The sequence below is a fragment of the Jeotgalibaca sp. PTS2502 genome (genome assembly GCF_001975685.1).
GTDB classification, from domain to species: domain Bacteria; phylum Bacillota; class Bacilli; order Lactobacillales; family Aerococcaceae; genus Jeotgalibaca; species Jeotgalibaca arthritidis.
Genome location: NZ_CP019433.1, coordinates 327,152 through 340,799 on the forward strand (window position 1 = coordinate 327,152; position 13,648 = coordinate 340,799).

The 13,648-nt window shown below is 37.8% G+C and carries 15 protein-coding genes, 1 tRNA gene, 1 pseudogene and 1 riboswitch; of the genes and pseudogenes, 10 read left to right on the forward strand and 7 right to left on the reverse strand.

All coding sequences use genetic code 11. The annotated features are described in order from the left end of the window. Positions 1-9: 9 nt before the first annotated feature. On the forward strand, positions 10-2,190 hold the full coding sequence (locus BW721_RS01600; protein WP_076765509.1) for a Tex family protein: 2,181 nt from the start codon (positions 10-12) through the stop codon (positions 2,188-2,190). Positions 2,191-2,238: 48 nt separating this feature from the next. Here the strand turns inward: BW721_RS01600 and BW721_RS01605 are convergent, their stop codons facing one another. Further along, positions 2,239-2,907 carry a DUF421 domain-containing protein gene (locus tag BW721_RS01605; protein WP_076765511.1) on the reverse strand — a complete coding sequence of 223 codons (669 nt, stop codon included), beginning with the start codon at positions 2,905-2,907 and terminating at the stop codon, positions 2,239-2,241. A gap of 141 nt (positions 2,908-3,048) precedes the next feature. On the opposite strand from BW721_RS01605, the gene BW721_RS01610 reads away from it, so the two are divergent. The 4 genes from BW721_RS01610 (at position 3,049) to BW721_RS01625 (ending at position 5,281) form a co-directional block, all read left to right on the forward strand. After that, entirely contained in the window at positions 3,049-3,567 is a 519-nt protein-coding gene (locus tag BW721_RS01610) for a type 1 glutamine amidotransferase domain-containing protein (RefSeq protein ID WP_076765513.1), read from the forward strand. Positions 3,568-3,655: 88 nt separating this feature from the next. Continuing rightward, complete coding sequence (locus BW721_RS01615) at positions 3,656-4,108, forward strand: SprT family protein (RefSeq protein WP_076765514.1); 453 nt, start codon at positions 3,656-3,658, stop codon at positions 4,106-4,108. 66 nt (positions 4,109-4,174) lie between these two features. Further along, positions 4,175-5,026 carry a DegV family protein gene (locus BW721_RS01620; RefSeq protein WP_076765516.1) on the forward strand — a complete coding sequence of 284 codons (852 nt, stop codon included), beginning with the start codon at positions 4,175-4,177 and terminating at the stop codon, positions 5,024-5,026. A 172-nt stretch (positions 5,027-5,198) separates the two neighbouring features. Continuing rightward, positions 5,199-5,281 (forward strand) — tRNA-Leu (locus BW721_RS01625). A 53-nt stretch (positions 5,282-5,334) separates the two neighbouring features. Here the strand turns inward: BW721_RS01625 and thiT are convergent. From thiT to BW721_RS01640, 3 genes are all read right to left on the reverse strand, one after another. Next, positions 5,335-5,910 carry an energy-coupled thiamine transporter ThiT gene (gene thiT, locus BW721_RS01630; protein ID WP_076765518.1) on the reverse strand — a complete coding sequence of 192 codons (576 nt, stop codon included), beginning with the start codon at positions 5,908-5,910 and terminating at the stop codon, positions 5,335-5,337. 65 nt (positions 5,911-5,975) lie between these two features. Beyond that, positions 5,976-6,079, reverse strand: a riboswitch (TPP riboswitch). 69 nt (positions 6,080-6,148) lie between these two features. Continuing rightward, positions 6,149-6,445, reverse strand: a complete 297-nt coding sequence (locus tag BW721_RS01635; RefSeq protein WP_076765519.1) for a hypothetical protein — start codon at positions 6,443-6,445, stop codon at positions 6,149-6,151. Between the two features lie 76 nt (positions 6,446-6,521). After that, the gene (locus BW721_RS01640; protein ID WP_076765521.1) at positions 6,522-7,313 is read right to left on the reverse strand and encodes an NAD-dependent epimerase/dehydratase family protein; all 792 of its coding nucleotides are present in this window, start codon (positions 7,311-7,313) and stop codon (positions 6,522-6,524) included. Positions 7,314-7,485: 172 nt separating this feature from the next. Between BW721_RS01640 and BW721_RS01645 the strand changes: the two genes are divergently transcribed. The 4 genes from BW721_RS01645 (at position 7,486) to BW721_RS11585 (ending at position 10,964) form a co-directional block, all read left to right on the forward strand. Next, the gene (locus BW721_RS01645) at positions 7,486-8,241 is read left to right on the forward strand and encodes a threonine/serine ThrE exporter family protein (protein WP_076768614.1); all 756 of its coding nucleotides are present in this window, start codon (positions 7,486-7,488) and stop codon (positions 8,239-8,241) included. After that, positions 8,241-8,699 carry a threonine/serine exporter family protein gene (locus BW721_RS01650; protein WP_083686751.1) on the forward strand — a complete coding sequence of 153 codons (459 nt, stop codon included), beginning with the start codon at positions 8,241-8,243 and terminating at the stop codon, positions 8,697-8,699. The genes BW721_RS01645 and BW721_RS01650 overlap by 1 nt, the downstream gene beginning before the upstream one ends. An 85-nt stretch (positions 8,700-8,784) precedes the next feature. After that, positions 8,785-9,444 carry a YrrS family protein gene (locus BW721_RS01655; RefSeq protein WP_198031388.1) on the forward strand — a complete coding sequence of 220 codons (660 nt, stop codon included), beginning with the start codon at positions 8,785-8,787 and terminating at the stop codon, positions 9,442-9,444. A 75-nt stretch (positions 9,445-9,519) separates the two neighbouring features. Continuing rightward, positions 9,520-10,964, forward strand: a protein-coding gene (locus BW721_RS11585; protein WP_442905233.1) for an IS3 family transposase whose coding sequence is annotated in 2 segments (ribosomal slippage) — positions 9,520-10,062 and positions 10,065-10,964 — 1,443 coding nt in all. Because the reading frame shifts where the segments join, the coding sequence is not laid out codon by codon here. Positions 10,965-11,409: 445 nt separating this feature from the next. Here BW721_RS11585 and BW721_RS11590 read toward each other — a convergent pair. The 3 genes and pseudogenes from BW721_RS11590 to BW721_RS01690 all read right to left on the reverse strand — a co-directional run. Beyond that, positions 11,410-12,154: pseudogene (locus BW721_RS11590) on the reverse strand (KUP/HAK/KT family potassium transporter); the annotation flags it as partial. Between the two features lie 142 nt (positions 12,155-12,296). Next, entirely contained in the window at positions 12,297-12,524 is a 228-nt protein-coding gene (locus tag BW721_RS01685; protein WP_076765531.1) for a hypothetical protein, read from the reverse strand. 11 nt (positions 12,525-12,535) lie between these two features. Next, positions 12,536-12,979, reverse strand: coding sequence for a GNAT family N-acetyltransferase (locus BW721_RS01690; protein ID WP_076765533.1), 444 nt, complete (start codon positions 12,977-12,979; stop codon positions 12,536-12,538). A 124-nt stretch (positions 12,980-13,103) separates the two neighbouring features. Here BW721_RS01690 and BW721_RS01695 point away from each other — a divergent pair, with 124 nt between their 5' ends. Beyond that, positions 13,104-13,622: a transcription repressor NadR gene (locus tag BW721_RS01695; RefSeq protein WP_076765535.1), complete on the forward strand. Its 519-nt coding sequence runs from the start codon at positions 13,104-13,106 to the stop codon at positions 13,620-13,622. The last annotated feature ends 26 nt before the right edge of the window (positions 13,623-13,648 follow it).

Consider the following 13,648-nt stretch of genomic DNA (forward strand, 5'->3'; position numbering starts at 1 on the left):
GTCACACACATGTCTGAAGCTACAAATGAAATGGTATTACACTTACTCAAAACAGAACTAAAGCAATATTCAACCAAACAAATTGATACGGTTTTGCGCTTATTAGGAGAGGGGAATACAGTCCCTTTTATTGCGCGCTACCGTAAGGAAATGACAGGAACATTAGATGAAGTTCAAATCCGTGAGATTGAAGAACGTCATAGTTATATATTGAACCTTGAAACAAGAAAAGAAGAAGTCATTCGCGCAATTGAATCGCAAGATAAATTAACGAAAGAACTAGAAAAAGACATTCGTGCTGCCCAAAAAATGCAGCAAGTCGAAGACCTTTATCGACCTTATAAACAAAAGAAGCGTACAAAAGCAGCTATTGCTAAGGAAAAAGGATTAGAGCCGTTTGCCGAGTGGTTATTATCGTTCCCTCAAAGCGCTTCAATTGAAACAGAGGCAGAAAGATATTTATCAGAAGAGCATGAGCTTTTAAATCTTAGTGATGTTATACAGGGCGGACATGAGATTATAGCTGAAATTGTCGGTGACAATCCAACTTTCCGTGAGAAGATCCGTTCATTTACTAAACAAAATGGCTCAATTACAAGTAAAGCTAAAGAAAGTGATAAAGATGAAAAAGCAGTTTACGAAATGTATTATGATTTTTCTCAAACGATTAAAACGGTTCAACCTCATCGTATGCTTGCCATGAATCGTGGTGAAAAAGAAGGCATTTTGAAAGTGAATTTATTGGTCGACGCTGAAAAAATACAAGCTTACCTTCATAAACAAATGATTACGAGCGCTGATAGTGTGACAGCTCCTTATGTAAAAGAAGCTATAAACGATGCCTATAACCGTTTTATTGGTCCAGCTATTGAACGAGAAATTCGTAACGAGCTAACAGAAGTTGCAGAGGAGCAAGCTATTCATGTCTTTGGCGACAACTTAAGAAATCTTTTACTACAACCACCAATGAAAGGTAAAGTCGTTATGGGATTTGACCCAGCTTACCGTACTGGTTGTAAGTTAGCCATTGTGGATGAAACAGGTAAAGTACTAGCTAAATCAGTCATTTATCCTCATAAACCTGCGCCAGCTAACAAACGTGAAGCGGCTGGTTCAGAATTTATCACTTTAGTTGAAACGTATGGCGTTGAAATGGTAGCTATTGGTAATGGTACAGCTAGCCGTGAATCAGAAGTATTTGTTTCTGAACAAATCAAAAAAATTGAACGTCAGGTTTATTATGTGATTGTGAATGAAGCGGGTGCATCTGTTTACTCGGCTAGTGATATTGCCCGCCAAGAATTTCCAGATTTCCAAGTAGAAGAAAGAAGTGCTGTCAGCATCGCAAGACGTCTACAAGATCCACTGGCGGAGTTAGTAAAGATTGATCCTAAGTCTGTTGGTGTTGGCCAATACCAACATGACGTATCGCAAAAGAAACTGACTGATCAGCTAGACTTTGTAGTCGAAACCGCAGTAAACCAAGTTGGGGTCAACCTAAATACAGCTAGCGCGCCACTCTTACAACATGTATCTGGTTTAAATAAAACAATCGCTAATAACATTGTTGCATTTAGAGAAGAGAACGGCATCTTTACAGGTAGAACGCAATTGAAAAAAGTTGCTCGTTTAGGACCAAAAGCCTACGAACAAGCAGCAGGATTCTTACGTATTATCAGTGGGAAAAATATCCTTGATAATACCGATATCCATCCAGAAAGCTATAAAGAAGCCAAACAAGTTCTAGCATTAGCAGGACTAGACTTAACAGATGTCGGAACGGATGCAGCACGAACAGCCCTAGCAGATTTAAACCGCCAGACTGTCATGGCAGAAACGGGCTTAGGAAAAGAAACCTTGCAAGATATGATTGAAGGACTAACGAAACCAGGCCGAGACCTCCGTGATGCGGTGGCACAGCCTCTATTAAGACAAGACGTCTTAACGATGGAAGATTTGAAGGTCGGCATGGAGCTAGAAGGAACCGTTCGTAATGTTGTCGACTTCGGTGCTTTTGTTGATATTGGGGTTAAACAAGACGGTATGGTGCATATTTCAAAATTGAGCAACCGATTTGTGAAACACCCCTCTGATATTGTTAGTGTCGGTGATATTGTCAAAGTATGGATTGACGGTGTGGACTTGAAAAAAGCTCGTGTCGCTTTAACCATGTTGAATGAAAAAAATTAAAGACGAAAAAGGAGTTAGAGATTTCTCTAGCTCCTTTTTGTTTAGCTTTTAACCATCAATATCGATTGTTTTATTTAAAGTCATCTCATAAGTTTGAATGTAAAAGCCATATTCTTGGGACCATTCGGCATAAACAATATCTGAAACATGATAACTACCGATTTCAGCTAGTTGATCATAGAGCCACTTACTATCTTTTTCAATGGCAGCTAATGCCTTGTCTTCCAAAACACCTTCATCTATCAGTAAGTAGGTGAAGTGGCCTGAAATGTCGTCTTTTTTCATAACAGAGACTTGGCCGTTAATTTCCATAACGGCATAATCAACTTCTTGAAGAGAAAAAGATCCCTCTTTGCGTAATAAGCTACGGAGTTGTTCCATTTCGACATGGTTTGATTTTAATTGGCTTAGATTCAGTTTTCCTTCAAAAATTAAAACAGAAGGCCTGCCTTTCATTGTTTTGGCAACAGAATCTCGCCTTTGAATAAAACTCTCTACCGTATAAATAATAATTGCCCAGATAAAAAAGGCAAATAACAGATGGCCAACATGTACCTTATCATCATAAATGGACTCTTCAACAATGCCTCCTAAAACAAAGGAGTAAATAATGTCATAGGGAGTCACTTCGGATAAGGCTTTCTTGCCAACTATACGCATAACGATAGCAAGGGCAATAAATCCAAAAAATAATTTCATCGCAATTCCTAAAAACATGACCAATCCGTCCTTTCTAAACTCACTACTAGTTTAAGTCAATAACTTTATAAAAGCGAAAGATATGACACTAGCCATATCATTTGGACTGACTTTTTGTTTTTGTTACACTAAATATAATCAAGGAAGGAGAATGGCATGATGAGTAAAAAAATTGCAGTTGTTGTAACTGATTTATTTGAAGATTCGGAATATACCTCTCCCGTTGAAGCGTTAGAAAAGGCAGGTCACCAAACGGTTGCGATTGAGAAAGAAGCCGGAAAAGTTGTTAAAGGGAAACGCGAGGAAGCAGAAGTCACCATTGATTTGGGGATTGATGATGCGAATCCGTCTGATTATGATGCCTTATTGATACCGGGTGGTTTTTCACCGGATAAATTAAGAGCTGATGATCGTTTCTTAGCATTTGTTCGTCATTTTGACACTGAGAAGAAACCTATTTTCACGATTTGCCATGGACCGCAATTAATGATTAATGCAGAAATTGTTGCAGGCAAAAAAATGACCTCTGTTAAACAAGTTGGCATTGACTTAAAAAATGCTGGAGCAGAGTGGGAAGACAGTGCCTTAGTCATTGACGCTAGCGGCCTCATTACTAGTCGCACACCAGAGGATTTACCAGTCTTTAATGAAGCGATTGTTAAAGCATTAGCAGAATAAATATATAACGATCTGTTCCTCATCCTATTGGAGTTGAACAGATCGTTATTTTTTGTTACATTGTTCGATGTGAAAGGGGCACATTGCATTGAATCAAACTGACTTACAAGCGCTTGTTGAATCCATTTCGTTAGAATTTTTCCAGATGCCGTTTCAGCATCAAGCCACGTTCAACAATCGACTGCGTACCACAGGTGGTCGCTATTTATTGGCGAGCCACCATTTAGAATTTAACGCTCGTGTTTTAGAATTACATGGGATGGATGAATTTTTAGCTGTCATTAAACATGAACTTTGCCATTATCACCTCCATTTAATGGGGAAGGGTTATAAGCATGCCGATGCAGATTTTAAACATCTACTAGCTAAGACAGGCGGCACCCGCTACGTTAAGAATTTAAGAACCCAAAATGAACTCGAGCAAACCAAGCTTTATCTCTGCCAAGATTGCCAACAATCGTATCATCGGAAAAGAAAAATTAATACGAGCCGCTATGTTTGTGGCAAGTGCAAGGGCAAGCTTATACTTTCAAACAAATAAACAGTACACAAAAGCGACATAATGAGTTAAAATGTAAATTAACTATAAATGAAAGAGAGAACGATGATGAAAATTTTATGTGACTCCGCAAGTGATTTGAGTCTATCTTATATAGAAGAAAACAATATTCACCTTTTCCCTTTGACAATCTCCATTGGGGAAGATGAGTACCGCGATATTTTTGAAATAACCACTGATAAAATTTACGACAGTATTTTAGCCGGTATTCGCCCTAAAACAAGTCAGGTTTCTTTATCTGAGTTTGTTGACCAATTTTCCGCTATGGCAAAAGCAGGAGAGAGTGGTATTTATATTAGCTTGTCGTCGAAGTTATCAGGAACTCACCAAACAGCCTTATTAGCTTATCGCGCAGTTAAAGAAGATTACCCAGACTTTGACTTGAGAATTGTCGATTCTAAAAGTGGTTCAATCGGTACAGGCGTTATTGTCATTGAAGCTGTTGACTACTTACAAGCTGGAAAAGATTTAGATACTATTGAAAACCGCTTATTATTTATGGCGGATAATTTGATGACCTTATTTACTATTACTGACCTCAATTATTTAGCAGAGGGAGGGCGTATTTCTAAAACGTCTGCCTCAATTGGGTCACTCTTACAAATTAATCCCGTACTTGTTTTAGTAGATGGGGCTGTAGAAGTTGCTGAAAAAATTAGAGGGAAAAAACGCGTTGTGAAACGTATTCTCGATATTTTAGATGAAGAAGCCGATCAGTTGTCCTTGCAGACAGTGGGTATCGCTTATAGCAATGATTTAGAATCAAAAGAAAAGCTAGAAGCCGCTATTGCTGATAAGTTCTCTCCCAAAGCCATTGTTGCTCGCCCAGTAGGCGCAACAATCGGTTCCCATACTGGATTAGGAACACTCGGTGTAACTTTCCTTAAAAAATACAGCTAAAGCGGTCTTTGCAAACGAAAAATGACTTTCAAAGACCGAAAATAGCCAAAAAGCGGTCTTTGCAAACAAAAAATAGCTTTCAAAGACCGCTTTTCATTTATACAACACCCTTTAAACAACAGTTGCAATATATATGAGAAATTTGTATAATATTACTTGTAATGTTTATAGAGCGGTCATGGCGGAATGGCAGACGCGCCAGCTTGAGGGGCTGGTGGGGGCAACCCCGTGGAGGTTCAAGTCCTCTTGGCCGCATAAAAATCAGAATAGGTAAAAAGCCTGTCCAATTTGGACAGGCTTTTTCTTTGCTAATACCCATGCTTTCTATTAGTTGCTGTATAAAGTTGGGGTGTGGTTCTGTAAACAACTAGTAGGACTACAATGGTAAAGAGGCCGGTAGCCAATGCACTAGCACCATTCAAGACGATAGAGTAGAACCACGGGCTCCAATCTTCTGGTGCGTATTGTCCCCAAAAATAATAGCCTGCAATGGTATGCCAGAAGTAGCGACCAATGACTCCAACTAGAGTAGCGATAGTGATATACATGGTTGACATGCCCCAGTTTTTTGCCGCAATAGCTTCTTTAGTTTGAGTAGACCAAAGTCCCGCTAATCCTGAAAACCCAAAGGCGATAAAATACTCAATAAATCCTTGAAGAGGGGTAAGAATATCAGCGTTACCGACGAAAATGTGTAAGACTCCCCAAAGGAAACTTGCTACAAATCCTGGGCCGAGTCCACGACGTAAACTATAAAGGATCAAAACAGGTTGGCCAACTGTTATAGAAAAGCTAGGGCCAATATCTAAAGGTACGAAAGAAAGGGCGGTTGCTAAGGCAGCCATAATGGTTCCTTCAATCCAAATATTTAAATTTTTTGACATAAAAAAATCTCCTCCTTATTGTAGAATGGAACAGACCTACTACAAAGGAGAAGAATACATAACGTGTTCTTTACTCACACAATCCCTACGCTCGTGTTAACGAAGTCAGGTTCGAAGGGTTAGAATTTTCATTCAGTCTCAGCCAGTGAAGGCACCCCTTTGTGATAAGTGTTCTATTCAGTTAAGTCATACTTTATCACAGACTATTTGCTAATGCAACACCTTAGCAAGAACTGTCTTATTTTTCATCAGTGTTATCCTGTTTAGCCATCAGTTTCTTTTGTTTTTGGCGATTAATTATAAAGTCAATAACCGCTCCAATAGCGATACCGATGATAAAGCCTAACGTCATTTGGTTTAAAATAAGACCAATGACCATCCCTGAAAACATCCCAATAATGGTAAATAGGAAGGTATTCTCGTTCTCTTTTTGAAGCTGCTCCTCAGCAGGCGTCAAGCGTGATGAATCGAATACGCTTGTTACTTTAGGTTGAATATTACGTTTTTGGATTTGACTATTTTTTCGTTTTGCCACAGTAAGATCGTCCTTTCTAACTAAAAGATCTTACTTATGATAGCAAGAAAAGCTCATTTTGTGAACCTTTCAAAAATTAGTCTTCTGGGTCAATCTTAATCGGTTCTTCTTCTTTAAAATCATAATGACCATTCTCATGGATTTCAAAAGCATCATCTTTTGGCTCGTAACCAATATCAAAATAAGCTTGGGAAATATCCATACGAGGGAAGCGATTGTTAGAAACGCCATTGACTAGTAGGAAGGGTTGCTTTAAGTCAGCTGTTAAACAACAGTCTATTAAATGACACATATCGCCTTTTGACAGGTGTGTCGCTAATCCATCAGCATTCGCTACGCCGGGACTAATATCGCTATCAAAGCCACCGACACGAATCCCAATAAATTCCTTTCCATACTTATAGGCATGATAGCTAGCTAGAGCTTCCATATAGACTTTAGAAACGCCATACAAATCTTCAGGATGAGGGTAGTCACTCGTTTTGACTTGGACGTTTTCAGGATAGCCACCTATAGCATGAACAGAACTAGCAAAAATAGTTCGTTTAACAGAGCTGTCTTCCTTAACGGCCTCTTTAAACATATTATGGGGAACTTTGTAATTTAAATCTAATAGAGAATCGTAAAACTCCGCGTCGGGTCGAGGATCTCCAGCAAGATGAATCACATAATCAATACCGTCTAGTAACCCAGTGACATTATCAGGAACAGTCAGGTCTATTTCTTTTAAATGCGAGACATTTTTTAAATGATCAGGAAAATCAGTGAAATCGACATCAACTAATGTTAAAGTGTGTTTATCTTTCAAATATTCAGTTAAAACTGTGCCAATATTACCAGAAGCACCGCTTATCAAAATGTTAGCCATTCTTTTTCCTCCTCATATGATTGGTTAATTTCTATTAATAAAGTATGCTTCTTTGTGTAAAAAGTCAAAAGATAACATTTCTTTAAAAGCAATTTTAAAATAAGGCAAGAGAATCAATAATACGTTATACTAAAACAGAATGGAAGAGGAAGGGCGTGATCAATTGCCAGAAATGGATTATGAATTATATATGGATACTGCTGTTTTAGCAGGCAAGATTATGTTGGAAAGTAATGCAGAAACCTACCGTGTGGAAGAGACCGTTACACGCATTCTTCAAAAAACAGACCTGGAAATGATTGACGCTATTGCGATTACAACGGGTCTGATTGCGACGCTTGATAACTCAAATATGGATGCTATTACCGTCGTTAAGCGCATCTCTAATCGAACGACCAATCTAAGTAAAATAACGCGAGTTAATGATGTCTCTCGTAAATTTACAGAAGGGTCGATTACGATCCAAGAGGCGTATTCCTTCTTACAAAATATTGATGATATTCAATACAATTCGTTTCGTAAAAATTTAGCAACGTTTATTTTTGTTCAAATGATTTTTTTGATGTATGGCGGAAGTTACTTTGACTTTCTTTTCTTAATGCCGGTGTCTGCATCGATTGCGTGTATTACACATTATGGAAGAAGGTGGATGGTTAGGCCTTTTATTCTAGACATGTTTGCTAGTTTTTCTATTGCTGTCTTGACGACCTTTATGCAACGCGCCTTGCCTTTTGATATCCAGTTTGATTTATTAATTATTGCAGGAATCATGCCGCTATTACCTGGGACTGCCATGACAAATGGGGTTCGGGATATTTTTAAGGGCGATTATATGTCTGGTGGTGCAAAAGTGCTTGAAGCATTCGTGATTGCCATCTTTATCGCACTTGGAATTGGTGCAGGATTAGTAGTAGGAGGGATAGGCTAATGATGATTGTAATGCAATCGCTGATGGCTTTTATTTCTGTTTATTTCTTTGCCATTCTTTTGGAGGCTCCTAAACGCTCGTTAATATACGCCGCTTTAACAGGAGCAATTGCATGGTTTGTTTACTTGTTGGCAGGCCAGTTTTATGAAAAAGTTCCCTCAACATTATTAGCGGCAGTAGTGGTATCGTTTTTATCCCATTATTTTGCTCGCTATTTAAAAACACCAGCAACGGTTTACTTTTTACCTGGTTTTATTCCATTAGTGCCGGGGGAAGCAGTGTATCGAGCCGTTTTTTCATTTATAAATGGGGATTATCCCCATGCTGAGATGCAATTAACAGAGGCAGTTATGGTATCAGGTGCGATTGCCTTAGCGATTTTTGTAGTGGATGCGATATTTAGTTTACAAGCTCGCTTAATTGTTATTAGTAAAGTGAAACGGCAAAATAAATTGTAATGTAATGAAATAGTCTCGTAATCAAATTAATAACTTATGACGTGTTATAATATGCTAGAGTATAATGCGGAGGGAGAGAAGAATGATGTCTGAAGAAAAAGAAACGCGTGTTAATCGCCATAAAAAAAGTAATCAATCACCTTTAATAAAAAAATTATCGATTGGTTTAGTTGTAGTAGCTGCTCTAATATTAGGATTTGAGTTCTTGTTTGGAGGATCAGACAAAGATTCTGGTCAGTTCGGACAAAATGGTGATAATCAATCGTTTGTTATACCGCCAAAGGATAGCTCATCGTCACACTTAGACGATTTATCTGATGAAGAAGAGTCAGACCAAGAAGAGACAACCTCCGACGAAGAGGAAGAATCGCATGATGAAGAAGAAGCTTCGAGTGAATCGTTTGATGATTCAGGAATCAATGAAGTGCCTTCGGATGATTCGAATGTTATTCAAGCTTATGTTGGAACTTGGGAGCCAGTTGGAACACAACAAAGTGAACCACATGTTACTCAGTTTGATGAGACAAGTGTTGATTGGGCAGAGATGAAAGAAGCAAGCGCCCAAACAACAGGTGTTTCAGTAGCTAACATGGTTGTGAATTGGATCGGAAATAACGGTGAACAAAAGGTAACGGTGACTTTCACTGATTCAACGAGTGGACAAATCTATAAAGTCTATTTATCTTGGGTCACTAACGAAGGTTGGCAGCCGACACGTTATGAAGAATTAAAGGCAATATCTTAAATAAAAAGCGGATTGTGGAATTGTAGAGGCCCCCAAAAGTTAGACCAAAAATCTAACTTTTGGGGGTTTATTTTTATGGCAAAATATTCACTAGAATTTAAATTGGAAATTGTAAAACATTATCTGGGGAACTATGGTGGCTACCTAGCGGTAGCAAAGAAATATAATATACAAGAATCTATTGTAAGAAGATGGGTTAATAGCTATCAACAATTTGGAATCGAAGGACTGAAACGTAGTAAGAATCAAACTCATTACTCTGTTGATTTTAAGCTTAGTGCTGTAAAATTATATGAAACAACAGAGATGAGTTATCGAGAAGTAGCCAATTCATTAGGGATGAATAACCCTAGTTTAATTTGTAATTGGCGCACTACTATCCTCAAGAAAGGCGTCGATGGCTTATCAGAACAGAGAGGTAGGCCACCGAAAATGGGTAGACGGAAGAAAGCTGATAAGAAAGTATTTCAGGATCCAAAGAATATAACTAGAGAAGATGTAAACGTTGAGCGTCTGAGACAACTTGAAAACGAAAATCGTGATTTGAGAATCGAGAATGAATTTTTAAAGGAATTAGGGAGATTGCAGGAAGCAGAGAAACAGCAACAAAGAAACAAATAGTTCAAGCAATCTACAATCTCCATAATATTAATAAATTCAAATTAGTTGATATTTTGAGAGTAACTGGCTTTCCAAAGGCAACTTATCACTATATTAGGAAGCAATCTAAACGCCCAGACAAGGATAAAGTTTACAAAGATGCTTTACTAAAACTAAGAGAGAAAAATAAAGATTATGGGTATAAAAGACTGACTCCCGAGTTAAAAAAATTAGGTTATCACATAAATCGGAAGAAAGTATTACGCTTAATGCGTGAATTAGGCATTCTTGTAACTGCCTTCTCACACAAAAGCAGAAAGTATAAGTCTTATAAGGGGACTGTAGGGAAAGTAGCATCAAATCGTTTAAAACGACGTTTTAACACATCAGTTCCACATCAAAAAATTACGACTGATACAACTGAATTCAAATACTATTATATGGACCAGTTAGGCAACACTCAGACAGGCAGACTTTATTTAGATCCTTATATGGATTTATTCAATAGCGAAATCATCAGTTTTCAAATAACAAAACGGCCAAACGGTGAAAGTATGATGGAAGCTTTGAAGGCAGCTATAGAACGTACAAATGATTGCATATTCAGAAGAACGTTTCATTCAGACCAAGGCTGGGCTTATCAAATGAAACGGTATTCAAAAACTTTAAAAGATAATGATATCTTCCAAAGTATGTCTAGAAAAGGGAATTGTTATGACAATTCACCAATGGAAAATTTCTTTAGTATACTCAAACAAGAAATGTATTATGGTCAAACTTATCATAGTTTTGAAGAATTGGCTGAATCAATTACCACCTATATTAACTATTATAATGAAGAACGAATTAAAGAGAAACTAGGATGGCTAAGCCCCGTCCAGTATCGCAGCCAATATACTAATTCCATTGTCTTTTCATAGTTTCACATAAAGTTTCAATCTATCAAGAGTCGCTCCGCTACTACTCTTGATAGATTGAAATTTATGAGAAGTATTGTCGACAACAGGAATTAAGCCAAATTGCATGTATTAAAAAAGAGCTGACCAATCGGTCAACTCTCATAAAATTTAGTCTAACTTTTTGGGTCCACTATAAATTTAGCTTCTTCCACAACCCGCTTTTTTTGATTAATGATACACACGTTTGAGTTGTGTTTTTTTACGTTTACCAACTAAAAGAGGAACGGTTTCGAGTTTGACGTCAGTATACTCTAAGCCAAACCATTTAATCGGGGATAGGGCAATTTTTTTATGGTTAATTTAATTTGCATCACAAAGCGGTCGAGAGAAGATAGTTCTGAATCGGTGGAAAGCTCTTCACGAACGAGAACAAAACAGAAGTCTCCCACATTCCGATTTGATTCAGCTGTCGTCCAACGTGCCCTAAGTCAGAATAAAGGGCTTCGGAACCTGTCGTTGAAAGAAAAATACTTCCCAAAATCAAAAAGCCGGCTTTATTATGGTCACTAAATAGTAATTTAATGCCATGTACCGGTGAAAGAGCAGCTAGAATTTCCCAATTGCCCATGGCGCGATAAATACCTATAATGGCAATCATTGAAAACCACAAAAAAATAATCGGACCAAAAAAGCGACCAATGAGTTCAGTACCAAAGCGTTGAATCAAAATAGAAAACTAATAATACTTAAGGTAATGATAATAACCGTTTGTTGGCTACTACCAAACGTATCAACATAAAATGGAATACCTCGCAACCCCTCGATAGCAGTTGTAACAGTAACAGCTGGTGTTAAAATACCATCAGCCAAAAGGGACGAGCCGCCGATAATAGCGGGATAATCAACCATTTCGCTTTTTTACGAATGAGCGCAAAGAGAGAGAAAATACCACCTTCACCGTGGTTGTCAGCTCTCAGAGCGATTCCAACATATTTGACAGTGGTAAGAAGCGTGATTGTCCAAAAGACGAGTGAAAGCGAACCGTAAATAAACTCCTTAGAAATTGAAGCCAATCCACCATTCCCACTAATGAGTGATTTCATAACATACAACGGTGATGTACCGATATCGCCATAGACAATACCGATTGTGACAAGTAATCCAGCAAGTTTTAATTTATTTTGCTGATTGTCGGATGTTTTGCTTTCCATTTTTGATACTCCTCTAAAATAATGTTATAAAATAATACTTATTATAGGTTTTTAGTGGGATTAGTCAATCAAAATATTTAGGTTCTTTTCAAAAAGAAAAAGCTTATAAACTTTGATTTTATAAGCTTTTTCGGAACATTATCTACATTTCCGCATCATATTGAATTTCCATTGCCTTCATGTCTTGAAAACTCACTTGATCAAGCGCTTTTGATGCTAAGAACAAGTTGAAATCGTCTCTGGCATTGTGGTCTGCAGCATCCCAAACAGAAAAGTCGGCTTCCTCAGACTCTTGCCAACTTAAGTCATCTTGAAAATCAAACATACCAGAACGCCATTCTTGATAAGCTTCATAAAGATCAACTCTCATTTATTCACCTTCTAACGTAAAATAAAAATCATTTCGTTTAGTCGATTGTCGATATCGACAATGCCACGCATGAAACCAGCAGCTTCAAAAGTTTTACGCGCTTCTAAGTTGCCCATGTCGACCAGACTATATATTTTATCATAGTTTTCAAAATTTTCAGCTAATTCTAAAAAGCTTATGAGAGTTTGCCTACCATAACCTTTTTCTTGCATCCATTGGTCGATAAAAATATCAACAATGCGAATACGGTTGTTATTCTTTTCGAACCTGAAAATTAGGAAACCGATAATTGTTTTATTTAATTGAACTGCTAATGGAATGAGTGTTTCGGGTTCGATGTAAGCACGGGATAAATGTTCTGCCACGGACTTGCTATATTTTTCTTGCCATACTTGTGGTGCTAGTGCTAAGCAAGCGTCAATATTCTCCTGGCTAATATTAACTAAGTCAACCATGCGACCATCCTTTCTATTAATAGGTGTAATACTATTATAAAGGAATGTTAGGGAAATGTCAGTCTCTACATGGTATGATAGGACATAGAGAGAACGTAATTTTTTAGAAAAGGTAGGTAATCCTATGAACGCTTCAAAAAGAAGAGAGGCTATTATTTCCATTTTAGAAAATGAAACAAATCCAGTTGCAGCAAGGCAACTGGCAGATGAATTTCAAGTGAGTCGACAAATTATTGTGGGCGACATTGCTTTGTTAAGAGCGGAGGGGAATGAGATTTTATCAACACCTAGAGGCTACTTGTACGGAGACAAAGACGTTATTTTAAATGGCTTTGCAGCCAAGCTAGTGTGTCAGCACTCAGAAAGTCAAACTCGTCAAGAGTTAGATATTATTGTTCGACATGGTGGGGAAGTGTTGGATGTTCAAGTTGAGCACCCACTCTACGGATTGTTATCAGGTGTCTTGCGAATAAAAACACCCCATGATGTAGATGCCTTTATTGTTGAAATGGAGAATAATAAAAGCAAGATGTTATCTTCACTAACTGATGGTATTCACATTCACACTGTAAAGTGCAAGGACAAGCAAGCCTTTGATCAGATTCAAGCTGCTTTAAAAAATGCGGGTATCCTGTATCAATAATTTGGTATCGGTAAAACAGTGTTGAC

Excerpts from the sequence above, each read along its gene's own strand:
- BW721_RS01695 (WP_076765535.1), top strand. The coding sequence starts at position 13,104 with ATGAACGCTTCAAAAAGAAGAGAGGCTATTATTTCCATTTTAGAAAAT.
- BW721_RS01640 (WP_076765521.1), bottom strand. The coding sequence starts at position 7,313 with ATGGCTAACATTTTGATAAGCGGTGCTTCTGGTAATATTGGCACAGTT.
- BW721_RS01605 (WP_076765511.1), bottom strand. The coding sequence starts at position 2,907 with ATGTTTTTAGGAATTGCGATGAAATTATTTTTTGGATTTATTGCCCTT.
- BW721_RS01655 (WP_198031388.1), top strand. The coding sequence starts at position 8,785 with ATGTCTGAAGAAAAAGAAACGCGTGTTAATCGCCATAAAAAAAGTAAT.
- BW721_RS01645 (WP_076768614.1), top strand. The coding sequence starts at position 7,486 with ATGGATTATGAATTATATATGGATACTGCTGTTTTAGCAGGCAAGATT.
- thiT (WP_076765518.1), bottom strand. The coding sequence starts at position 5,910 with ATGTCAAAAAATTTAAATATTTGGATTGAAGGAACCATTATGGCTGCC.
- BW721_RS01685 (WP_076765531.1), bottom strand. The coding sequence starts at position 12,524 with ATGAGAGTTGATCTTTATGAAGCTTATCAAGAATGGCGTTCTGGTATG.
- BW721_RS01620 (WP_076765516.1), top strand. The coding sequence starts at position 4,175 with ATGAAAATTTTATGTGACTCCGCAAGTGATTTGAGTCTATCTTATATA.
- BW721_RS01650 (WP_083686751.1), top strand. The coding sequence starts at position 8,241 with ATGATGATTGTAATGCAATCGCTGATGGCTTTTATTTCTGTTTATTTC.
- BW721_RS01600 (WP_076765509.1), top strand. The coding sequence starts at position 10 with ATGTCTGAAGCTACAAATGAAATGGTATTACACTTACTCAAAACAGAA.
- BW721_RS01610 (WP_076765513.1), top strand. The coding sequence starts at position 3,049 with ATGAGTAAAAAAATTGCAGTTGTTGTAACTGATTTATTTGAAGATTCG.
- BW721_RS01690 (WP_076765533.1), bottom strand. The coding sequence starts at position 12,979 with ATGGTTGACTTAGTTAATATTAGCCAGGAGAATATTGACGCTTGCTTA.